This window comes from Marinobacter lacisalsi, from assembly GCF_042651045.1.
In the GTDB taxonomy this organism is placed as follows: domain Bacteria; phylum Pseudomonadota; class Gammaproteobacteria; order Pseudomonadales; family Oleiphilaceae; genus Marinobacter; species Marinobacter lacisalsi.
In genome coordinates this window covers 88280-112475 of sequence record NZ_JBHSDI010000012.1, presented here as the reverse complement: position 1 = coordinate 112475, position 24196 = coordinate 88280, and the positions used below count along the sequence as shown (strand labels likewise).

The 24196-nt window shown below is 59.2% G+C and carries 15 protein-coding genes and 1 pseudogene; 13 read left to right on the top strand and 3 right to left on the bottom strand.

Annotated features, from left to right (window positions below; translation table 11 throughout):
* Positions 1-18: 18 nt before the first annotated feature.
* A complete protein-coding gene (locus ACFOZ5_RS09040) occupies positions 19-2376 on the bottom strand; it encodes a DUF6351 family protein (protein ID WP_379886715.1) in 2358 nt (785 codons plus the stop codon).
* Positions 2377-2549: 173 nt separating this feature from the next.
* A complete protein-coding gene (gene tmpT, locus ACFOZ5_RS09035; RefSeq protein WP_379886714.1) occupies positions 2550-3212 on the bottom strand; it encodes a thiopurine S-methyltransferase in 663 nt (220 codons plus the stop codon).
* 61 nt (positions 3213-3273) lie between these two features.
* On the opposite strand from tmpT, the gene ACFOZ5_RS09030 reads away from it, so the two are divergent.
* The 13 genes and pseudogenes from ACFOZ5_RS09030 to ACFOZ5_RS08970 all read left to right on the top strand — a co-directional run bounded on the left by ACFOZ5_RS09030 (position 3274) and on the right by ACFOZ5_RS08970 (position 23010).
* Positions 3274-4209: a D-2-hydroxyacid dehydrogenase gene (locus tag ACFOZ5_RS09030; protein ID WP_379886713.1), complete on the top strand. Its 936-nt coding sequence runs from the start codon at positions 3274-3276 to the stop codon at positions 4207-4209.
* Positions 4210-4587: 378 nt separating this feature from the next.
* Positions 4588-6183 carry a COG3014 family protein gene (locus ACFOZ5_RS09025; protein ID WP_379886712.1) on the top strand — a complete coding sequence of 532 codons (1596 nt, stop codon included), beginning with the start codon at positions 4588-4590 and terminating at the stop codon, positions 6181-6183.
* Between the two features lie 50 nt (positions 6184-6233).
* On the top strand, positions 6234-6569 hold the full coding sequence (locus tag ACFOZ5_RS09020; RefSeq protein WP_379886711.1) for a hypothetical protein: 336 nt from the start codon (positions 6234-6236) through the stop codon (positions 6567-6569).
* 15 nt (positions 6570-6584) lie between these two features.
* Entirely contained in the window at positions 6585-7187 is a 603-nt protein-coding gene (gene lpoB, locus ACFOZ5_RS09015) for a penicillin-binding protein activator LpoB (protein ID WP_379886710.1), read from the top strand.
* Between the two features lie 14 nt (positions 7188-7201).
* Positions 7202-8602 carry a DUF6844 domain-containing protein gene (locus tag ACFOZ5_RS09010; RefSeq protein WP_379886709.1) on the top strand — a complete coding sequence of 467 codons (1401 nt, stop codon included), beginning with the start codon at positions 7202-7204 and terminating at the stop codon, positions 8600-8602.
* Positions 8596-9858, top strand: a complete 1263-nt coding sequence (locus ACFOZ5_RS09005) for a CsgG/HfaB family protein (RefSeq protein WP_379886708.1) — start codon at positions 8596-8598, stop codon at positions 9856-9858. Before ACFOZ5_RS09010 ends, ACFOZ5_RS09005 begins: the two co-directional genes overlap by 7 nt.
* Before the next feature lie 556 nt (positions 9859-10414).
* Positions 10415-11266, top strand: coding sequence for a sulfotransferase (locus tag ACFOZ5_RS09000; protein ID WP_379886707.1), 852 nt, complete (start codon positions 10415-10417; stop codon positions 11264-11266).
* Between the two features lie 2 nt (positions 11267-11268).
* Positions 11269-12048, top strand: a pseudogene (locus ACFOZ5_RS08995) (DUF4347 domain-containing protein); the annotation flags it as partial.
* 555 nt (positions 12049-12603) lie between these two features.
* On the top strand, positions 12604-20454 hold the full coding sequence (locus ACFOZ5_RS08990) for an Ig-like domain-containing protein (protein ID WP_379886883.1): 7851 nt from the start codon (positions 12604-12606) through the stop codon (positions 20452-20454).
* Between the two features lie 71 nt (positions 20455-20525).
* Positions 20526-20771, top strand: a complete 246-nt coding sequence (locus ACFOZ5_RS08985) for a hypothetical protein (protein ID WP_379886706.1) — start codon at positions 20526-20528, stop codon at positions 20769-20771.
* Positions 20772-21052: 281 nt separating this feature from the next.
* Positions 21053-21199, top strand: a complete 147-nt coding sequence (locus ACFOZ5_RS08980) for a hypothetical protein (RefSeq protein WP_379886705.1) — start codon at positions 21053-21055, stop codon at positions 21197-21199.
* 55 nt (positions 21200-21254) lie between these two features.
* Positions 21255-21515, top strand: coding sequence for a DUF4282 domain-containing protein (locus ACFOZ5_RS08975; protein ID WP_379886704.1), 261 nt, complete (start codon positions 21255-21257; stop codon positions 21513-21515).
* Between the two features lie 175 nt (positions 21516-21690).
* A complete protein-coding gene (locus ACFOZ5_RS08970) occupies positions 21691-23010 on the top strand; it encodes a YihY/virulence factor BrkB family protein (protein ID WP_379886703.1) in 1320 nt (439 codons plus the stop codon).
* On the opposite strand, the gene ACFOZ5_RS08965 is transcribed toward ACFOZ5_RS08970, so the two are convergent.
* Positions 22996-23961, bottom strand: a complete 966-nt coding sequence (locus ACFOZ5_RS08965; protein ID WP_379886702.1) for an HDOD domain-containing protein — start codon at positions 23959-23961, stop codon at positions 22996-22998. The genes ACFOZ5_RS08970 and ACFOZ5_RS08965 overlap by 15 nt on opposite strands.
* Between the last annotated feature and the right edge of the window lie 235 nt (positions 23962-24196).

The window sequence follows — 24196 nt, the reverse complement described above, 5'->3', positions numbered from 1 at the left end:
GGCGCAGGGGTAGGACCCTCAGCCGGCAGGACGTCCCTGATCCGGTTCATTGAAGTCGCAGACGCCGCTGGGGAAAATTTCCTGCAGCCTGTCAACTTCCTCCCCGGTAAAGGTCGTGTTGCCATAGGTGCCGTCGCTCAGTGCGGCTTCCACTGGCTTCAGTGCGCATTTGAAGACACTTCCCTCGATCGGCCCACCGGCCTCCATGCGGGAGGTTGTGTAGGTTTCGAATTGCCGGGTGCAGGCACCTTCGGCATTGCTGTCGAGGATACCGTTCCAGACGTCTTCTCCCGCGTCGATCAGTGAGCCATCGGTGTTGTAACAGGCGTCCACAGCCTCGGCTGGCCGGTTTTCGGCGATGCTGAGGTGCGGGTTGTCCTGAATATTCGTAATCCAGTCATGAAGCACTTCCAGGGCCATCCAGGTCTGGTTGTATTCCTCCCGGGGCTCCGGCTCCTCAGGGTCGGAGTAGTCCGTTGGCCGGGTGTCCGTGAACCAGATCACCTGATTGCCGGCATCGCCCATTCGGTTAATGATGCGCTGGCGGGCCGAGAAGGACTGATGGCTGTTGTGCATGTCCAGCACCTCCTCCAGGTAATGACGCCAGTCGATCACCGGCATGTTGAGCTGGCCGTCGAACACCAGGCCAGACGTGTAGGCCGCGTTGATGGCTTCGATATCCGCTTCGGTGCGCGGCGCCGGGGTCACGCCATCCGGGCTGAGCATCATGTTGCGGCGGCTCCAGGGATCAAAGTTGGCCGGTGAGAAGGCACCCAGATACGGAAAGCCTTCCTGAACCATATCGTTGGGGTGTTTCCAGCCGCCAACCTGTGCGTTCAGTTTCAGGAACTCGGCGGTGGTGATGTTCCCTTCGACCAGGGCAGAGAGTCCGTATTGCACGCCCACGTTGTCGTATACGGTGCGGGGATTGCCATTCTCATCGAGGCCGTAGATGTTGCGGGCGTCATCGTAGTGGGTCCACTGGACGTCGTCCATGACCCCGGCGGGTTGCATCAGTTCCTGGTTCCGGGCCTGGCCATAGTTGGGGTTAAGTACCAGAGCCGTCAGGCCGCGCCAGGCCGGGATGCATTCGGTCATGCCCGGGGCAGTGCCATAGCCCAGCGCCCGCTTTGCATCAGCGAAGGGGTCCGGGTAGTTGTCAGTGGCATTCAGGCCCACCAGCCAGCTGCGGTTGTTGGTGTTCCACCAGGTTGGGTTGTTGCGGTCAGTCACGTCCATGTAGTGTTCCAGCAATTCGCAATCGCCGATATGAATAACCTGGGTGATCATGTCCGGGTAAGAGTACTGAGGCACCCCCCCATCCAGCAGGTCCGGGTGATTCTGGGAATACACGTACTGCTGGATGCCGCCACCGGAGCCGCCGATGGCCACGGTGTAGTCGGGTACACCGAAACGTTTGATGAAGTGCTCCTTCACCATCAGCGCAGTCTCGCCACCCACCTGCAGGTTGTAGTGGCTGCTGGTACGGGTGCCGGTGGAATAGATGACCGCGTAACCTTTCTTCAGTACCTCTGGCTCCAGTGCCCGTCCGCTGATACGTCCCTGACTGTGGCCAATCGCGACACCGCCCTCGAAATGAAACAGCAGTCGCCCATTCCAGTGGTCGGCAGACGCCTCCCATGGCGACTCTCCGTTATCTGCCAGGGTGGCGAAGCTGTAGATGAACCGGTTGATAGTGCCCCTTTCCTGACGGACGATGAAGTCCACGGTCCGGCCATCGGTCAGGGTAGTGCGGGCCATGTTGTCCGGACGGGTGCCATCGTCCGGGAGCGGCTCCCAGCGACCATCCGTGGTGCGATAGACAAAGGTGACATAGGGTTCGATGGAACAGTCGCGGCTCAGGCCTATCTGGTTGCCGCTTTCACTAAGCACCGGGAAACCGGTATCGCCGTCTGTATCGACCAATGGCTGTTTGCCGAGCTCCGTGGTAACGGTGCACACGAAGGGATACTGTTGTGGTCCCGAAAAAATGGGGCCGGTGGTCGGGTGAGCTGTCAGTGAAACCGAAGCGAGGGGACCCTGACGGCGGTGATGCAGTTCAAGCCGGTTTTCACCTTCCCGCAGGCCGGTTACCAGGACTTCATGACCCTTCCGCCCGGCCCGGATTTCGGGCTTGATGGGCTGGCCATTGAGCCAGAATTCCAGGTGTCTGAGCCGGGAGCGTGTCGCGGGTCTCGATTTCACAGGGCGGTCCTTGAACAGTATCTGTACCAGTACATCATTCCCGGATACCTGATCCGGTGCGCTGGACAGTACCCTGATGTCGTAGTGGGGGTTGGCCGCATGGCCGGCAGCAGCCAGCCCGATTACAGCCAGCAGAATGATAAGGGGTTGAAGCAGCAGTCTGGGCAGCATGGTGAAGTTCCCTCTATGTAAATTTTTGTTACAGGGGTGCACTCACCAGCATGGTCAAACATGTACAAAAAACAAACGAACAGAAATGAAAAAGGCGCCCCTGCAGCTGGGGCGCCCCTGGAATGCGTTACTAATGCTTTGAAAAAAAAGTTAAAACCGCGTTCGCACCCGCGTTAGTTCTTTTTGAGATAAAAAACACTCTCGGTAGCGCCGTTGCGCAGCCCTTTGCGTTTCGCAAACGGGCTGTCCCGCCCCATGTCGTTGGTGAGCAGGTGATCAATCTCATAGTCGCCCTCAAAGAGGTCGAACACTTCCTGGTCGCTGACGTTAAACGGCGGGCCTTTCATCTCGTTGCTGTCGTAGTCCAGGGTGATCAGCAGAATCCGAGTGCCATCGGGGATGACCGCGGTCAGGTGCTGCACGTAGTCCCGGCGCATTTCCGGAGGCATGGCAATAAGGGCGGCCCGGTCATAGACCAGCCGCACATGCTTCAGATCATCCGGGACCAGCTGGAAGAAGTCGCCACACCAGAGTTCCAGGTCATCATCGTGCCGGAAGGTGGTAAACGGCTCTCCAGGATGAACCTTTGCCTTTTCCTGTGCCTCCTCGAAAAAGTCCTTGCAGGCCACTTCGCTCAGTTCCACTCCGATCACCGGGTGCCCTCTGTCATGCAGCCACCACATGTCATGGGCCTTGCCGCATAGCGGAACGAAAACGGCATCGGTGCTGTCGCCGGAAAACTCGGGCCAGTGGTCATGGAGGTACTTGTTCACCGTACCCTCATGGAAGCCAATCTCGCCCTTTTCCCAGCGGGTGTGCCAGAATTGATGCTCCATAATGCGTTTCCCCGTCGGTGGTTGAAGTGGTTTCCCTGAGCATAAGACAGGAGGCAGAACAGTGAAAGCCGTATTCCTCGACGCCCGCACTCTGGGCGATGACATTACCCTGGTTCCTATTGAACAGGTAACCGGCAGGCTGACCTGCCATGACCGCACGGCGCCAGATCAGGTTACCGACCGTTTGCAGGGCTTCGATACGGTTCTGGTCAACAAGGTGCTGCTGGGGCGCGAGCACTTCAAGGCCTGTCCGGAGCTGAAAACCATCGCCGTGGTGGCCACGGGGCTGAACAACATCGACCTGAAGGCAGCGGAAGACCACGGCATCCGCGTGCTCAACGTCACCCGCTACGGCCGCTCCACCGTGGCACAGCACACTATGGCCCTGATCCTGGCGCTGGCCACCCGGCTGGTCGATTACAGCAGAGATGTACAGGAGGGTCGCTGGGCGCAGAGCGATATGTTCTGCCTGATGGATCACCCCATCATGGAGCTGGAGGGCAAGACCCTGGGCATCATCGGCTACGGCGACCTGGGGCAGGGCGTCGCCGAACGTGCCCGGGCCTTCGGCATGAACGTTGTTCTCGGTTGCCGTCCCGGCCAGGAACCGGGGGAGGTGGACGGTTATCCGCGAATCCCGCTGGCTGAACTCCTGCCCCAGGTGGATGTGCTTTCATTACACTGCCTGCTGAGCGAGGAGACCCGACACCTGATCGGCGCTACTGAGCTTGGTCAGATGAAGGCTTCCGCCCTGCTCATTAACACCTCCCGCGGCGGCCTGGTGGATGAACAGGCCCTGGCCGACGCTCTGCGCGCCGGCACCATCGGTGGCGCCGGCTTTGATGTGCTCACCGAAGAACCGCCCCGCAACGGCAACCCCCTGCTGGCGGGGGATATCCCCAACCTGATTGTCACCCCGCATTCGGCCTGGGCCAGTCGCGAGGCGCGGCAGCGAATTGTGGAGATTACGGCCAGGAATCTGGCTCAGGAAGACTGAGCCGCTCGGGCAGCCATTCGGTCATTAAGCGCCGGATTGGTGCACAACGGGGAGGTGGGTGGCTATGACTGGTCTTGTGAATCAGGGGTCTTCGCGTAGCCGTCTTGCCAGGGCCGATCAATAGCTGATCGGAAAATCTTGATACCTGTTTGAAAAATAAGCACTTTGTAACGCTGTGTTACGTTGTAAATAATAGATGTATCACTAATGTAAAATGAAGCAATAGTTTCTCTCCTACTCTTTTTATCGGACTTCCTTCCCGTTTAAAGTTACCGGAAGTTAAGGAATTTTTGATTCCTGGACGATGGTAATAAAGGGAGTTATCGCTGCGCATGGCTCCCGGATCCCACCAGGGAAAACCGATAATAAGGAGTCAGCGTGAGACCTCTCATTCGTTTTGGCGTTGCCGCCCTGGCAGCGACTGCAATATCCGGTTGTGCGTCTTTCCAGCATCGCTCACAGATGACGGATTTCAACACCGCTTATGCCAGCGGAGACTACACAACAGCCCTCCAGAGCATGGCATTCGACATTGATTCCGAGAAGGAAGTGGACACGGAGGCCCATCTGCTGGAGATCCTGCACCAGGCCGAACTTTATCGGCTGAACGGAAACTTCAGTAAATCCGCCGAATACTATGACCTTGCCGAGCAAGGCATGAAGTACCTGGACACAGAGAACCTGGCTGAAGAGTCGGGTGAAACATTCATGGCCGTGATGATCAATGATTCCGCCCGTGACTATGAGGCTCTGATGTCAGAGGCGGTGTTGGTGAACACCTACAAGGCACTGGCGTTCCTGGCGGAGGGCAACAATGAATACGCCCGGATTGAGTTCAACCGTGCCGACGATCGTACCCGGCGTGCCGTCGATTTCTTTGCCGACGAAATCGCAGAACAGCAGGAAAAACTTGCGGAGGAAGCTCGTGAAGCTGCGGAAGCCGAGGCAGCTTCTGCTAACGCTGAGGATGGGGAAAGTCCGCAGGACAGCGCCGCCAACAGCGCGTTGTTTGCCCGCCAGAGCCTGCAAAGCGAAGGCCTCCAACAGGCCGTGGCCGGTAACTACGGTGAGCCTTCCCAGTGGGCCGTGTACTCGGAGTTTATCGTACCGGCCAGTACCTACCTGAACGGACTTTATTTCCTGGCCAACGGTGCGGTTTCATCGGACTACGACAAGGCGGTGGACTCGCTCAAGCGTGTCGCGCAGATGAATGAAGACAGCCCCCAGCTGCTTAATGACCTGGCACTCGCTGAGGATCTGGCAGCAGGTCGCCAGCGCCCGGAGGAGCTGAAGCCACAGGTCTGGGTAGTCTATGAAAATGGTCTTGGGCCGGTGCTTGAGGAAATGCGGTTCGATGTGCCGTTGCTGTTGTTCCATGGCAACCAGCAGGCGCCAGCCTACACCGGTATTGCCCTGCCCAGGTATGCCTCGCGGTCAGCCATTCCCGGCCACCTTATTGCCATTACTGGCGAGGGTACTACTGCGGAGACGGAAGTACTGTCAGACATGGGAACAGTGTTCCAAACAGAAATGAAAGCCCGTTTTACCGGTGTGTTGACCCGGGCAGTGGCCTCTGCGGTGGTCAAGGCGGTCATCCAGAATGAGGCATCGGAACGCTTCGGCCTTGCCGGGCAGCTTGGTTCCGCCTTGCTCACCGCCGCGACAACCCAGGCGGATCTGAGGGGCTGGCAGGCTTTGCCGGACCACTGGCAGGTTACCCGTATCAGCCGACCGCAGGATGGAGAGCTGACCCTGGCCCAGGACGACGGTACCACCCTCGGTAGCGTCACCATTCCGGATCAGCCGTTCACATTGGTGTATGTCAAGCGCCCGAGTCTGCAGGCTCCCGCGACCGTGATGACCCTGGACCTTCAGGGAGCGTCGCCAGGCTCCATGGCGCGGCTGCCGGCAGTCCCGGAAAAGGCAGAAGTCTCATCGGCCTCCAACCCGGAAAGCGGAGGTAATAACCAGTGAAGCATCTGATCACCATGGCTTTGCTCGGTCTCGTTCTGTCGGGATGCGCCATGCAGCCTCCGAGAAGTGAGCTCTATGATCGCGAAGAGCTGAACGTGGACCGCGAGGTGCAGTTCGGACTGATTGTTACTGAATTGTTCCAGGAGCGACTGCGTCAGCCTTCCGGTGACTCTCTGCTGCAGGTGGCCTTCGCCGTGGAAGGCCGGGCAGATACCCGCTTCGGTTGGAAGGTGACCTGGTTCAATGGCCAAGGCATGGCCGTGCCCGGCGTAGGCCGGGGCTACCGGGAGGCCCGGGTTTTGCCCGAACAGAACCGTTATTTCAAGGCCACGGCACCTCACCCGTCCGTGGAATCTTTCCAGCTTCATCTGCGTGAAATGCGATAAACCCGAGGAAACACCATGTTCAAGAATACCTTTCTGATAATACTGGCCGCGGTACTGGTATCCGGCTGTGCCACCGAGACCCGTTACGTGGACCCTGCGGCAGACGACGGCCCCGTGTCCATGTCACTGGACTACCGGGATTTCGATCGGGCCGCCACTGAAGCGGTGGAAGACATGCTGGCCAGCGGTGTTGTCGACAACCCCAACGGGGGGCGCTACATCATGGTGGTGAGCCGCATCACCAATGACACCATGCAGCGGGTTGATACGGACCGTCTTGTGAAGAAGATTCGGGTGGCACTGCTGCGCTCCGGCAAGGTAGTGACCACCACCGCCGTGGGCCTGAACGGCGCCGAGGACGAAATGAGCATGCGTGCCCGTGAGCTGCGTGACTCCGAAGAGTTTGACCAGTCCGGCGTACAGCGCAAGGGCACCCTGCAGGCGCCGGATCTGAGCCTGTCCGGCAAGCTGATGCAGAAGAACCATCAGCTTGGTGGTGAGCAGAGAGTGGAATACTCAATCCAGCTCACCCTCACCGATTTGGCTACCGGCCTGGCATTCTGGGAAGGTGAAACGCCCATCATCAAACAGGGCTCCGGCAAGTCCGTCAGCTGGTAAGGAAGGGGTAGGTCATGATGAATCGAAAGACAGCTCTCTCCGTGGTTGTCGCAGGCCTTCTGGGTATGGCGGCACCTACCACACTCCTGGCCCAGGAAGCCGATCTGGCCGAGCAGGCCCAGGCTGCTGAGCAGGACGCCAGCAAGACTCCGCCTTCTCCGTTCATGGCGGTTTCGGAAGTGGACCCCGGTGACGAGAAAATTCAGGAGTTTCTGGACGCCCGGGGCTGGGTCCGCGGGCAGTCGGAGAAGAACCCCGCCGGCGGCACCCTGGTCGTGGCCAGTCAGGCCATTGCGGCCGATCCTTCCACCATCGAATTCAGCCAGGCACGCATCATCGCGACCGAAGAGGCCTTCCTGAAAGCCATGGGCGAGCTGGTGTCCCAGGATTCCGTCGATATCGGCGTGGCCCTGGCGGATCGCTTCATGAAGGATGATCTACCCGAGGACGTCCGCGATACCACCAGTATGGACGCCCTGGGCAAGGCCGTTGCCGGTCGCGCCGCAGAGCTCACGGTACAGAGCATGAACGCCATGCTTGCCGAGCTCGGTGTTGATTCTTCGAAACTGCCAGAGATGACGGTAGCCGAGCGCAAGAACCTGATTTACGACGAATTCGTCAGTGAGACCACCTGGCGGGCCATGGGCCGCCTGAGCGGCGTAGGGATCTTCGGCGTGATCGAGGAAGTTGGCGGCGACGGCCCGGTCAACAATGGGCGCATGAGTGTGGTGGTGGTTCGTTCTGACCGGTTCAGTGAGTTCGGTCGCCAGCTTCGCTCCAACAACTCAACGGCCGGCAAGGCCATACCCATCGATGATATCCGCGCACGGCTGGATCCGCAGGTCCGCGAAGGTGAGCCCATGCTCGGGTATTTCGGGGTACAGCCGGTGGTGGATGAGCAGGGGCGTTACGGGCTGCTGTCGTTTGGTACGTCCGGCCCGCAACTTACCCGTGGCAATATGGAAGAATTCGAAATCGCCGCTGAGATGGAAGCCGCGCGGGACGAAGCCATGTTGATGGCCGATGGCTGGCTGGCCCAGTTTGCATCGATGACGGTGCAGGGGCAGAAAGAGGCCACTCGCCGAAAGCTCAAACAGAAGGTACGCGAGACCCGTGGCGACGGCAGTGCCGAGATTAAAACATCGGAAGGCATCGGCCGCATGGTCAACAACATCCTCAAATCCGAAGCCAATGCCCGCCTGACCGGCATTCAGACGGTCGCCCAGTGGGACGCGGTGGACCCGGCTACCGGTCACCCTTACCTGGGCTATGTAAAGTACTGGTCGCCGGCCACGTCTGCCCAGGCCCAGGGTAAAGACCAGGCCGCCGAAAAGGCAAAAACAGGGGCTTCTGGCAGCAGCCAGCCGGCAACAGAGAAATCCACCCGTAGTACAGGATCCTTCGGCTCATGGTAAAACGCATCATTATGGTGCTTGCATTGGTGCTGGTACCGGCTCTGACCCATGCGGCCACAGAAATCCGGACGGTGCAGGCAGAGGCCACGGGCGTCGATCGTGAGCAGGCGATCTTTAATGCTCTGGGAGACGCCGTACGTCAGGTACGCGGCGCCCAGATCAGTGCCAGTAAGCAGGTGCAGTCTGCCCTGAGTCGACTGTCGGTTCGGACCGGGGATGGTCGCGAGGCCAGTGTCGAGATCCAGAAAAGTTCGAGCAGTCAGACCAGCGTGTCTGCGGAGGGGTTGATCAGTGGTTATCGGGTGCGATCGGTGACCAATGCTCCTGGTGGCGGCAAGCTGGCAAGGCTGACGGTCGATGTTCCGGTTTACCACACGCCTGGCAACCCGGATGATGGCCGCTGGCGCATGGCCGTCTACCCGGTATGGCCGGCGAGGCCATTCTATGAGATCGCTGACCAGAGGTTGTCGCGGGTAGAGGTATCGGACCGTATGACCCAGGCCATCACCGAAGCGCTGGTCCAGTCCCGCCGCTTCGCCATGCTGGCCAGAGACAAGGAAAACGCTATCCTTTCCGAGCGGGACCGGATGAGGGGTGAGGATGTTCCGGTCCAGGAAAAAGCGATGCTAGGCAATGAGCTAGGTGCTGAATACCTGGTCACTGCCCAGGTGACGGACCTGACGATAGGGATCGAGGAAAAGGTGTCCAGCCTCACAGGGGAGCGCAGTCGTAAGCAGACCGGTGCCCTGGTTCTGGAGGTGCGGGTAGTGGTGCCTGCTACGGGTAAGATTGTCTGGACCCGGACATTGAACCTGTCACCGGAATACCTGGGCCTGGAATTTGATGGTTCTCCCGGCACGATTCAGACCTTTTTCGAGAGGGCTGGGCAGGAAGTGGCATTGTCGGTTATTGATGTAGTCTGGCCACCACTGGTAGAAGGCCGTCAGGGGGATGAGCTGATCATCAACCTGGGCGGTGGACTAATGAAAACCGGCCAACGCTGGGAGGTCTTTGCTCTTGGCGACTCTGTCCGGAATAGCCACACCGGTAATGGGCTGGGTCGCTCCGAGAGCCTGGTCGCCACTGTGGAAGTCACCCGCAGTACACCGAACATGGCCTATGCCCGTGTTGTGGAAGGCGAAGTCCAGGGAAAGGGGCAGGTGCTCCGTCGCCCGGCCTACGCTGAAGCCGAAGATCCCGCCGAAGCGATTCGGGGAACCCGTAAGCGAACGTGTCTGCCCATCGACCCTTGCTAGGGGGCTGCATGGGTAGTCCGTCGATCAAGCAGAACCTGAGCAAGGTTGCCAACCGGGAGTCATCCCGTCTGCGGGTGGGGCTTTCAACCCCGCCCGCATTGCTCCCCTTCTGATTGTCAGCCATATTTTTCCTCAAATGAAGGGCTCTGCCCTGATCATCAATACCTGCCGCGGCGGATGAGGTAGGTGAACGGGCCCTGACAGATGCCCACCACGCTGGCGCCATCGCCGGCTTCGGCGTACCCACCGAAGACCCCCCTTGCTGACCAACGATATCCCCATGCTGATCGTGATCCCGCACTCCGCCTGGGCCAGTCGCGAGGCGCGGCAGCGGATTTTGGAGATTACGGCGAGGAATCTGGCCGACAACGCTTAGTTGTTTCGAGCAATCCCCGATTCAGTACCTGAATCAATCAGGAAGTTACCTAATTTTACTTTTCTGTGGAGGACAGTAACGGCCTTGTGACTTACCTTGTATCTAACGAAAAAGTAATAAAGAAAATTACAAGGTAGTCGCTGTCCCAGGCAGCGACGGACGCATTCCCGGGAGTTGTTAATGTCCGCCAGCCAGTTTCACTTCATATCCGGCCTGCCAAGGTCCGGTTCTACGCTGCTTGCCGGTATTTTAAGACAGAACCCCAGGTTTCATGCCTCCATGAGCAGCCCGGTTTCCGGCTTGTTGAACGGAGCCCTTGAGCAGATGGGCGCTGGCAGCGAATTTTACTCGTTTTTTGATGAGGAGAAACGCAAGCGGATCTGCAAGGCGCTCTTCGATGCCTACTACGCCGACCAGACGGACCGGGAAGTCATCTTCGATACCAGCCGCATCTGGACCGCACGGTTGCACCAGTTGGTGGAGCTATTCGACGACTTCAAGATGATCTGCTGCGTGCGCAACCCGGCATGGGTGATGGATAGCTTCGAGCGGATCTACCGAAAAAACCCGTTCGACTACAGCCGCATGTTCAACCCTGCTTCGCGCATGACCGTTTACAGTCGCTGCGAGACATTAATACAAGCGGGCAGCTCTGTTGGCAGCGCCTGGACAGCCTTGAAGGAGGCCTACTACGGCGAATTCTCCAACCGCTTGTTGTTGCTTGACTATGACCTTTTGGTGACCAATCCGCAGCGCACCATCGAGCTACTTTACCGATTCCTTGGGCTCACAGAGTACAGCCACGATTTCGACAATGTGGAGTACGAAGAAAACGAGTTCGACCAAACACTGGGCGTGGATGGTTTACACCGGGTAAAAAGGAAGGTCGAGTTCACACCGAGGCGAAGCATCCTTCCGCCCGATCTTTTTTCAAAGTACAGCGATATGGCGTTCTGGAAAGACACTACCGGGACAGAGGCCAGCATCATCGCCCCCACACAGAAAACCGAACGTTCGCCCCAGGAGCTTTAAGCATGAAACACACCAAGTTGAACAGTCTTATGGCATTGTTCATACCCTTGGGCGCCCTGAGCCAAGCTAGCTCTGCGTACATTCCTTATGGAAGCTATCAGAGAAAAGACCGTGGACTCGAGCAGCCAGCCGCTTTATTGGAGAGCCTAAGGCAACTGCCAAGCGAACTGTCTTCTCAGCAGACTCGAATATCGAAACCCGAGGAAACGACATTCTCGATAAAGACCGGTCAAGCGCCTTCTGTACGAACCCCGGAGCCCATCGGTGAGATCGACATTTGGTCGGGAAGCCCCGTCCGGGAGGTTGTAATCCTGGACGCATCCGTACCGGATCCTTCGGCGTTCACCTCCGGCCTGAAGCCCGGCGTGGATGTCAGAGTTATCAACATTCATGACGAAGGGCTGGAGGCTCTTCAGAGCATTCTCTCTGAGTATCACCAACTGGATGCCATTCATCTGGTTTCCCACTCCGAAAGCGGGGTCTTGCAACTGGGTAATCAACAAGTAGACAGAGAAGATCTTAGGAGAAATACGGAGTTTTTCAAAATACTGAACAAAGCCGTAAAACGGGAGGCGGATTTTCTAATTTATGGCTGCAACTTGGCGGCTGGATCAAAAGGAGAAGATTTTCTCGATATTATTCGATCTCGAACTCACCTGGATGTTGCGGCCTCTGATGATGTCAGCGGAAATCTCAGCCAAGGGGGAGACTGGGATCTGGAGCTGAGCAAGGGCGCCATCGAAACCGAATTTCCTTTTTCCCACGAAAGCTTAAAGGATTTTTCCGCCACGCTGGGGCTTTCGTCCGGAAGCGGGACCATCAATATGAGCGGGTTCTCCGGCAGCTACGGACAAACAAAATCTTATATCACGGATGGCAAGACCATTGAGCTATCCTCTAACAGCACATCTGGCTCTGCATTGTATTGTTATGTTGGAGCCTATGACCGCTGTTGGTTTGATGTAGGTGCAACAGTGCCCGGGTTAACGAAAGGCTATATCGATTTTTCTTCTGGCGAAAACTTCGACGTTAGCTCAATTTACTTATACAATCAGGGCGGTGCATCTCAAGCATTTACTCTCACATCTCCTCAGGGTAACACCTATACAACTTCAAGCTTGTCAGTTAACTCCGGTCAAACCGTCTCCCTTGGCTGGTCGGGTGTTTCTCAACTAAGTATCGAAAAAAGTGGCGGTGGTGAGCTTGAAAGTCTCATTATTGACGACATTATTCTTAACAATGTTCAACTTCCCAGCCCCCCAAACATATCCATTGCAGGCACCACCCTCTCTTATACGGAAGGCAATACGGCAACACAAATTGACCCTGCCGCCACCTTGACCGATCCGGACGGTAATGCGGACTGGAACGGCGGTACCCTGCAAGCACAAATAACCGCCAACGCCGAGTCCGGCGACCGATTGTCCATTTCCGACAGCGATGGCGCTGGCCCCTCAATTACTGTCAGCGGCACCAATATTTTGAGCAATGGCATTGATATTGGTGATTTAAGTGCAAGCGGTGGAGTTGTCACCGGCGGTACCAATCTGACCATTGCCTTCGACGCCGATGCGACCAACGTCAACGTCCAGGAAGTACTGCAGTCCATTCGCTACAACTCCACATCGGATAATCCCGGCACATCCGATCGCACGATCACCTTCACCGCAACGGACAACGGCGACAACAGCAGCAACGACTCACGCACAGTCTCGGTCATCGCGGTCAATGACGAGCCCACCCTGACAGCAACCGGCAGCAACCCCACCTTCACCGAAGGCGGCGCAGCCGCCAGCTTGTTCAGCGGCACCAGTGTCAGCACCATCGAAGCCGGACAAACGATCAACGGGCTGACCTTTAACGTCTCCAACGTCAGCGATGGCAGCAACGAGCGCATGAATGTCGATGGCAGCACGATTGTGCTGACCAACGGCACCTCCGGGACCACAGCGACCAACAGCCTGAGCTACAGCGTGTCGGTAGCCGGGAATACTGCAACGGTTTCCCTGGCCGGCGGCACCCTGTCCGAGGCAGCCGCCCAAACGCTGGTCAATAACATCAGTTACCAGAACAACAGCAACGCCCCGGACACCAGCGACCGTGTGGTTACTCTGACAAGCGTTCAGGACAGTGGCGGCAATGCCAACGGCGACGACACCGCCGCCTTGGCGGTCGTCTCAACCGTAACGGTGGCCGGCATAAACGACGAGCCCACCCTGACCTCGACCGGCAGCAACCCCACCTTCACCGAAGGCGGGGCAGCCGCCAGTCTTTTCAGCGGCAGCAGTGTCAGCGCCGTCGAGGCCGGGCAGACCCTGAACGCGCTGACCTTGACCGTCACCAACGTCAATGATGACACGGATGAAATCCTCAACGCCGACGGCACAGCGATTGTGCTGACCAACGGCACCTCCGGCACCACCGCCAGCAACAGCCTGAGCTACAGCGTCTCTGTTTCCGGCACCACCGCCACGGTCTCCCTGAGTGGCGGCACTCTGTCCAGCGCTGCCACGCAGACCCTGATTGATAGTCTGAGCTATCAGAACAATAGCAATACGCCGGATACCAGTAATCGTGCCATTACCATCACCTCGCTTCAGGATAGTGGCGGTGGTGATGACACTGCGTCGCTGGCGGTGGTTTCTACTGTGTCCATAACTGGGGTCAATAACGAGCCTACATTGACAGCAAGCGGTAGCAACCCGACCTTCACCGAAGACGACGCAGCGGCAACGCTGTTCAGCGGCACCAGTATCGATACCATCGAGCCCGGCCAAACCGTCAGCGGTTTGACCTTCAATGTCTCCGGTGTGACGAATGGCAGCAACGAGCGGATCAACCTGGACGGTTCAACGATTGTGCTGACTAACGGCACCAACGGCACCACTGCGGGTAATGGCCTGAGTTATGCCGTATCGGTAGTAGGCAACACCGCAACGGTTTCTCTGAGCGGTGGCGCTCTGTCCATAGCAGCAGCGCAGACACTGGTGGACAACATCAGTTATCAAAACAACAGTGACACGCCCGATACAGCTAACCGGACCGTCACTTTGACAAGCCTTCAGGACAGTGGTGGCGATTCCAACGGGGGGGACGACATTGTGTCGGTAGCAATTCAATCCACGCTCGCTGTAGAGGCAGTCAACGACGAGCCCACCCTTACGGCCGCCGGCAGCAACCCTACCTACACTGAAGGCGGCGCCGCGGCCAGTCTGTTCAGCGGAAGCAGCGTCAGTACCGTCGAGGCCGGGCAGACCCTGAACGCGCTGACCTTGACCGTCACTAACGTCAATGATGACACGGATGAAATCCTCAACGCCGACGGCACAGCGATTGTGCTGACCAACGGCAACTCCGGCACCACCGCCAGCAACAGCCTGAGCTACATCGTCTCCGTCACCGGCACCACCGCCACCGTCTCCCTGAGTGGCGGCACTCTGTCCAGCGCGGCCACGCAGACCCTGATTGATAGTCTGAGCTATCAGAACAACAGCAATACGCCGGATACCAGTAATCGTGCCATTACCATCACCTCGCTTCAGGATAGTGGCGGTGGTGATGATACGGCTTCGCTGGCGGTTAGCTCGACGGTGACGGTAGCGGCTGTTAACAATCAGCCCACTCTGACCGCCACGGGCACTGATCCAGGCTTTAGTGAGGGGGCCACCCCTGTTGGCCTGTATTCAGGCGCGAACCTTTCAACAGTGGAAAGCAGCCAAACCATAGCCGGGTTTACCCTTACGGTCAGTGGCCTTGCTCATGGGGCCGAAGAGGCACTGATTGCGGATGGCTCCAGTGTTGAGTTGACCGATGGCAATGCTGGCACAACGGTTAATAACTCTGTGAATTACGCGGTTTCCATTACAGGCCCTACCGCGACAGTCAGTTTCACCGGCGCCAGCCTGAGTCGTTCGCAGGCGCAAAGTCTGATTGACAGTATTGCCTATTCCAATACCAGTGCCGCACTCAGTGTTTCTACGCGGACGGTAACTTTGACCTCTGTTACCGATAGTGGTGGTGACGTCAATGGTGGTGAAGACACAGCGGCATTGGCTATTGAGTCCACCATTAGTCTGGCTGACGATGTCGACCCTGTTGTTAGCGATGCCAATATCAGTGTTAGTGGCAGCTCCGGAAATGGGGGAGCCTATATCCTGGGCGACGTTGTCACCGTTACCTGGGACGATACCGCCAGCGGGGACAATAATAGTGACGTTATCAATGGTGTTACGGTCGACTTTTCTTCTCTGGGCGGTGGTGCCTCCGTCGCTGCCACCAACAGCAGTGACACTTGGAGCGCCACCTACACCATTGATGGCAACTCTGTATCCGGAAGCAACCTGAACGTTTCGGTTAGCGCTACAGACAATGCCGGCAATACGGTAACCGTTGCCGATAGTAGCAATGCCGAGGTCGACAATGCCGCACCCATCGGCCACAGCGTCAGCTTTGATGACGGCACCCTGAACAGTACTGAGGCTGCCACGGCCAGCTTCACCTTTGCCAGCGCCGAAGTCGGGACCGACTACAGCTACACCATCTCCAGCAGTGGTGGCGGCACGGCCGTGACCGGTTCAGGCCCCATTGCCAATGACGGCGAGCAGGTCAGCGGGATCGACCTCAGTGGCCTCTCCGATGGCACTCTGTCTCTGTCCGCGGTGTTAACAGACAGCGCAGGCAACGTTGCTGCCGCTGTCACGGATACGGCGTCCCTGGATACCACGGCTGCGCAGCCCACGCTGACTACCACAGCAGGCGATCCGGCTACGGCGCCCTTTGAGGTGACCGTGAGTTTCCCGGAACCGGTTACCGGCTTCACCGTTGGGGACATCACTGTCAGCAACGCTACTTTGGGAGACTTTTCCGGCAGTGGCGCGACCTATTCCGTCACCATAACCCCGACGGCGGATGGCGTTGTTACCGTGGATGTGAGTGCCGCCGTGGCCAAGGATACGGCGGGCAATGACAACACGGCCGCTGCCCAGCTCAGCTTGCAATACGATGGCTCTGTCCCCGTACCCACTATTTCCAGTGGTGATGCCGGCAGCGCCGTTAATGGGCCCGTTGATGTGACCCTGGATTTCGGTGAGGTGGTTTCGGGTTTTGTTGTCGGGGATATAACGGTGACCAATGCCAGCCTCGGTGGTTTTACCGACCTTGGCAACGGGCAGTTCGGGGTGACGGTCACCGGTTCAGGCGACGGTGAGGTGACCCTGTCGGTACCGGCCGGCGTTGCCGATGATGTTGCCGGCAATACGAATAAAGCCAGCGACCCCTTCACCTTCACCTATGACAGCAGTGGTCCGATGCTGCAGTCCTCCACCCCGGGCAATGGCGATACCGATGTGCCCTACGACTCCGGGCTGGTTCTTGTCTTCGACGAGCCGGTGGTGGCAGACAGCGGCCAGCTCACATTGCGGGACCTGACAGACGGGCAGGACCATAGCGCACTATCGATCACCGATGCCCGGGTGACCGTGGCCGACAAGCAGATCACCGTGGCGCTGGACAAGTCCCTGGTGCCAACCCATGAGTATGCTGTCCAGGTGGACGCAGACAGTCTTCTGGACGAGGCCGGCAACGGATGGGCCGGCATCCAGGACGACACCACGCTGCGGTTTACCGCCGGCAACCTGGCTCCGGAGGCGGGGAATGACAACGCGTCTCTGAGCCAGAACACGCATCTGGCACTGGATGTACTGGCCAATGACCTCGATGAGGAAGGGCGCCTGACCCCGGCCAGTGTCCGCGTGATCACCGCAACGGCCCACGGCCGGGCCGAGGTGGAGACCGCCACCGGTGCCGTCACCTATCGGCCGGAGGCCGGTTATACCGGTGACGACAGCTTCACCTACGTGGTGGAGGATGAGTTCGGTGGTGAGTCCAACGCGGCCACGGTCAGCCTGACGGTTGAGCCGGCCGGTCTGCCCCCCGAGACCCGTGGCGACACGGCAACGGTATCACCCGGCGGTACCGTCACCCTGGCGATTCTGGACAACGATAGCGCCGGCGCCGCTGGTGTGGCACTGAATCCGGAGAGCGTCGAGCTGGTCCTCCGGCCGTACAACGGCACCGCAGAGTGGGCCAACGGTGAACTGACCTATACGGCCGATGAAGACTTCGAGGGTGTGGAACGCCTTGCCTACACGGTGGCGGATGCCGATGGTGTCCGCTCCGCCGCGACTCCTCTGTTTATCAACGTCTCCAACGTCGGGATAGCGCCGGTTGCCCGTGATGACTCGGTTGCCACCCCGACGGCGACAGCATTGTCGGTAGAGGTACTGGCCAATGACGAAGCCAGCGGCAGCGCGCTTGCCAGTGCAACCGTGGAACTTGGTCGTCTGCCCGGCCACGGTGTGGCCGAGGTAAACCCTGAAACCGGCGAGATACTCTATACGCCGGATGCGGACTTCCGCGGTGAGGATGTCTTCCACTACACCGTGCGGGATGAGCAGGGCCTGGTGTCCGATACCGCGTCGGTTGCTGTGAGCGTAGGGCTCACCGGAGCGCCGCTGGCCCGCAATGATCAGGTTCAAGTCCTGGGCGACGCCCAACTGACCATCAATGTGCTGGGCAATGACCGGGGCCTTGATCGAGCGCTGGACCCGACCACCCTGACCCTGGTGAGCGGTACTACACAGGGGACTGTGATTTTGGAGGCAGTAGCGGGCCTTTTCCGCTACACCCCTGATGACACCTTTAATGGCTCGGATACCTTTACCTACACGATCCGGGACGAGGACGGCCAGCTATCGGCACCGGCAACGGTCACGATTACAGACCAGCCCGGGAACAACCGGCCCCTGGCCAACCCCCGTTATCTGGCGGTGGCCGAGGACAGTGATGCCAGTATCTCACCGCTGAGCAACGACCAGGACCTGAATGGCAGCCTGGATCCGGCTTCGCTGCAGGTGACGCAGCAGCCGCTGAACGGCACCCTGACGTCAGGCGGAGATGGCACCGTGTCCTATACGCCAGAAGAGGATTTCTACGGCGAAGACCGCTTCACCTACACCGTTGCGGACGACACCGGTCGTGAATCCGAACTGGCTGTTGTCCGGCTGGTGGTTGCTCCGGTGGCCGACAAACCGCTGATCAATGGTACGCCGCAGAACACGGTTCCGGCGGGCACGGCCTACCGGTTTACTCCCACTGCGACAGATATTGACGGCAACCCGCTGACCTTCTCGGTGACCAACCTGCCGGCCTGGGCCAGTTTCGACGCGTCCAATGGCCGCTTGCAGGGCACTCCGGACCTGGAACAGGTGGGCGCCAGCGAGCCCATTGTGATCACCGCCAGCAATGGCGATGAAGCGTCCAGCCTGCCTGCCTTCCGGATTCAGGTGACGGACAACGCCGGGGGCCCCGATGAGGGCGGTGACGATCCAGTCACCAGCCCGGTGGAGCCGGGAGAGGACGAGGCCAGTGACCGTCAGTTGGTGGACCCGTCCGATCCGGTTCTGGATGCGCCGGCGTCCGGCTGGCCCTCCTATACCGACGAGCAGCCCTCCCGCGCCCGCTATGACATCGACTATGTGGATGCCAATGGCGTGCCCAGGAATGTTTCGGTCATCCTCGACGACCCGTCCGCCCCGTTGCCCACCACAAACAGCGATGGTAACGGTGGCCAGACCCTGACCTTCAGCCAGGACGATGGCAGCGAGCAGGTGGTGCGGATCGACCCGACCGGCGGGGCCGAGGTCAGCAGCTTCCGCCAGGGCGGTGACGCCGAACCGGGCAGCCGCCTGGTCAGCCAGGCCCGCAACCTGGTGGTCACATCACTGCCCCAGGGGAGCATGCGCAGCGAGGCCGTCTTTGGTGATGAGGGTCCCGGTCAGACCCGGGTGACCATTATCCAGTCACCTACGGGCGAAGTGACTGTTACTTCGGTCTACACGGGGGCGGATGGCAGCGACCACACGACTGCTGTGGCTTTTGACCCGATACCGGCAACGCTGATGCTCGCGGCCGATGGAGCGGTCACCGTGACCAGTGGTGCGGTGGGCATCAATGATGTCGCCGCGCAGGAATACCGGATTACCCCAAGGGGTGAGGCAAGCATTCTCAGCCGTCGGAATGGCCCGTCAGATGGCGTGTTGTCATCCGCTATCGCGGTCCGTTCCCCCGGTTCCACGGGGGTGGTGGAAGTTGATGGCTACACCATGGTGGACCTGCCGGCGGGCGCAACCTCCCAGGTGGCCGAGATCACTGCGGGCGGTCGCGTGCAGTACCGGGACAGCGGCACCCCGGTGGATCTAGCCCCGGGTTCCGCCATTGCCCTGGACAGCGACGGTGTTCGGGTAGTGTCCCGCGATGCGGACCCCGACCGTAATGGCCTGCGCCGGGCAGCGGAGGTTGTCTCCGGTGCTGGCGCAAGCCAGAACCTGGCCCGTATCGAGATCACCGATGTGGAAAGCGGTAACGAGAACCTCCGGGTGGAGGAAGCAGGGGATGGCGACGGTTTCGACGTCAGCCAGACGCTTCCGGACGGGGGCGGGGTGTTGTCTTCCCGTATCCGGCTGGACGGCAGTTCGCTGCATCGTCTGGCGGGGCGTTCCGGCCAGTCAGACAACGAGATGACTGTCCGCCTGCCAGTGAACCTGTCCATTCGCTTTGCTGACCGGGTGGTGGCAGTGGCCGGTTCCGGTGATGCCGACATGCTGGCGGAACTGCTCGCCAATGGCGAGGTGCGCCATGAAGTGGCCATCAACGGCGAATCCACCCGCGCCAGCAGCCGGATCCCTGGCACCCGCACGGTGATGGAGGAGGGCCCGGATGGTAGTCCACAGGTAACCACCCGAAGCTCTGTCGACGGGCGCACGATGACGGTTGTTGCAGACAGCCAGGGTCGGGCCCGGCACCACCTGGTGAACCGTGCCGGAACGCAGTCCAGCGCCCAGTTCAATGCGCCAGGGGCTTCTACCACGATTGATGAGGACGGCACGCTTCGGGCCCGGTCCAGGCTGGGTGATGGCGACCGCTGCGCCTGGGTGGAGACCTTCGGCAATGGCGAAACCGGTACCGGTTTTGGGTACTACGACAGTGATGCGGTCCGCTGCATCGGTATTGATGCCCCCACCAGCCTGGAGTCCCTGTTTGAGCCCGGGGCCAAAGCTACGGTGGAGGATGACGAGAGTGGCGCCAGCATTACCGTGGAAACGCCGCTGACCCGACCGCTGCGTTTCTGACCGGAGGAACCTATATGATTATTGCTTATACGCGTGGAAACAGAACTCTGATACGAACCCTGTGGGCACTCATGCTGACAGTGAGCCTGACTGGCTGTAGTGGAGGCGGGGGCGGTGGAGATGACTCGGATGACCCCACCGTTGATATCCTGAATACGGGAGATACTGCGGAGGTTTTCGAGGGTGATGAACTGGAGAAAACCACCGAGGAGGCCCGAATCGAAGTGCGCCATGAGGAGGCCTCCAATCGCAAGTTTGTCACTGTGTTATCTGGCAGTGCCGAGCTGGTGCGGGGGGATTATTACGAGAACCGGTAGCCACCTTTGCCGTCCTGCCGGAGGAGGTGGGGCGGCCAGCAGGCCGGGCGCCCTGTCGATGTGTAACAACGCGTTACGCTTTCTGGCGCGTTTGTATTGAAAATGTAAAATGGCGTAATAGTTTCCCGCCTGCACTATTACTACGCATCCTTTCTCGCTTAAGATTAACGGAAGTTAAGGAAAATTATTTTGATTCCTGACCATGGTGATAAAGGGAGTTATCGCAGCGTTTGGCTCCCGGATTCTCCCTCGCCAGGGTAATCAGATAACAAGGAGTCAGCGTGAGACCTATTGCTCGTTCCGGCGTTGCCGTCCTGGTAGCGACCACACTTTCCCGATGTCCGGCCCACGCTGAAACCAAAGATCCCGCCGAAGCGATTCGGGGAACCCGCAAGCGTACGTGCCTGCCCATCGACCCCTTCCAGTAGCGGTCTTGACGGCGAGTCCGGCGTTTACCCAATGTGCAAATCAAGGAAAAGTAGAATGCTGAAAATGTTTCTGAATTTTGATTCCATGGTCACCCCGAAGATCATTACCGTGATCTACTGGTTGTCGATTGTCGGGGTAGTCATCGGTGGCGTTGGCAGCATGTTTTCTGGCTACCAGGGCTTCACCTTTGGCAGCTTCCTCATGGGGCTGGGGATTATTGTCGGGGGGTTCCTGATGGTCCGCATCTACTGTGAACTGTTTATCGTGATCTTCAAGATCAACGAGAACCTGAGCAAGATTGCCAACCGGGAGTAATCCAATCCCGCCTGCTGGGGGGGCGTTCGATCCCTCCCGCATTTCTCCCCGTCCGATTTTCAGCCATACTCTCCCTTAATTGCTCTAGAATCGGGAACCTGTAATAGGCGCCAGAAAGCTGCCCGACGCATACAGGCCGATCAGTGGTATCCCCGGAAGCGACAAAGGATTTTGTGTGGCCTCATTCCAGTTTAAAGAGCGACTCAACCGAGCAGAGCGCTGGATCCTTTCCAATCCCAATCCGCCGCAACACTGGCCCTGGACGTGGCTCTACAAGGCGGGGCGGACCGCCTATGCCGTGATGCGTGATGTGGCCAGTGGCCAACTGACCCTGCACGCCATGAGTCTGGTGTACACCACCCTGTTGAGCATTGTTCCGTTGCTCGCGCTGAGCTTCTCGGTGCTGAAGGCCCTGGGTGTGCACCAGCGTATCGAGCCGTTCCTGTACCAGTTCTTCCAGCCCCTGGGGAGCCAGGGAGTCGAGCTGGCGGACCAGGTTCTGGGCTTTGTGGATAATATGAAGGTGGGCGTGCTGGGTTCGGTGGGCCTGGCGCTGCTGGTCTATACGGTGATTGCCCTGGTGCAGAAGATTGAGCGTTCCTTCAACATGATCTGGCGGGTTCCGGATATGCGCTCACTGGCCCAGCGCTTTTCCAATTATCTGAGTGTGATCATGATCGGGCCGCTGCTGATGGTGTCTGCCATCGGTATATCAGCCACCATTTTCTCGTCGGCGTTCGTGCAGCGGCTGATCGAGATTGAGCCTTTCGGAACAGCGGTGCTGCTGGCGAGCCGGCTGACGCCTTTTTTCCTTGTGGTGGGCGCATTTACCTTCGTTTATGTTTTCATTCCCAATACCCGGGTCAAGCTGCGTTACGCTCTCGTAGGTGGGGTTATTGCGGGGGTCTCCTGGCAGGCAGGCGGTATGATCTTCGCGTCGTTTGTGGCGGGCTCGACCAGGTATGCGGCCATTTACTCCAGTTTTGCCATCGGCATCATTGTGCTGATCTGGACCTACATCAACTGGATGATCCTGCTGATGGGGTCCAGTATCGCGTTTTACCTGCAGAACCCGGGCAATGTCTCCAAGATGCGTGACGTGGATCCGTCACCCGAGCTGCAGGAGAGGGTGGCCCTGGTGCTTATGTGGAGCGCCTGTCAGCCCTTTGCCAGGGGCTTGCCTGCCCCGCAACAGGAAAAACTGGAACAGGACATGCGAGTGCCCGGGGAGATTACCCGGCGTATCTCCGACAAGCTGATCCGCAAGGGCCTTCTGACTCTGGCGGGGCCATCCGGTGATCATCTGGTGCCCGGTCGGGCGTTGGACCTGATCCGCGTGGGGGATGTGCTCAATGCGGTAAGAGACGACGAGGAAGGCGTGGTCCAGCGCTTGCCGGCCGTGCTGCCGCCGGAGTTGCTGCCGGAAATCCGGGTGGATCAGACCCGATCGTTCGCCGAGCTGATGCAGTCGGCAGATGCCTCAGCGGCTGGATAGCCCCTCGGCCAGGAGACGTGACAGCACGTGGCGGACCTTGCCCAGCTGCTCTGCATTGATACCCAGCAGGCTGAGCAGCTCGTCGTCACCGAGGTTCCGCTGGTGGGCGTTCCGCAGGGCCTCCCGGGTGCCAAGGACAATACCATCGTTGAGCGGGGAGTGATCCCGTTCAGGGGCCGGGCGCTCTGCGGTCAGCAGCAGGGCATGGTAGCGGGGAGGCAGGTTCCAGGCATGGGCAACGTTCTGGGCGGTCGCCCACTGGAAGGTTCGCATGGCTTCGTGGAACGTCTCGGCGGCCGGTGTCTGCCCCGGGAATTTACGATCGAAGATGTTTTGCACCTCCCGTCGCAGGGTCAGGTACGACAGGGCCGGCAGCAGGCCCACCATGAAATAGCTGGTGCTTTCCTGTTTCTGGGTCAGGGCGATGAGTTCGGCGGAACGGGCGCAGGTCAGCCCCCATCGCCAGACCCGCTGGGCGAAGGTGGATTCCGTGGAGTTGCGGGCGGCCAGCATGGGGCGCATGACCGACGCCGAAGCCACGTTGCGGATGCCGTCGAGCCCCAGTAGAAAGACCGCCTGATCCACCGTCTCCACTGGCTGGTCACCAACCTTGAAGAACGGGCTGTTGGCGACCTGCAGTACCTGGTTAGTGAGTGATGCATCGCTGAGAATGATGCTGGTTACCTCCTTGCGGGAGGTTTTCTCACTGGCCAGCGTTCGCATCAATGTGGGCAGCGTCAGCGGCTGGCGGGGAAGTTCCATCAGGGCATTGTTTGCCAGGCGGTTGTCCAACTCGCGCAGGACCTTTCCGGTCAGTGGCGACGGCTCCGCAATCTGCCTGGGTGAGCTGTCGAGCAGCCAACAGAACAGGTGGTCTTCCAGTTTTGCCAGGGGCTCCCCGTTTCCGGCGACGTTTCCGGCACCTGAGCTGAGCAGGGCGCTGCCAGACACGCGGTTCCTGCTGCCGGGCGTGTTGGAATGGGCACCATGGCTTGAATGGTCTGGGAACAGCCTGTGTCTGATCCAGGAAGCGATACCTGGCATCCGGTACTTCTCCTTGAGGTGTCTTGGCGTCACGGAAATGGCGCTGCCCGGTCCGCTGTCGCAGTATAGTACAGTCTGGCGGGGTCGCTGTCAGCGGCAGCCTGTCTGCAGGTGTGGTGGTTCCACATCAAAGACTGGCAAC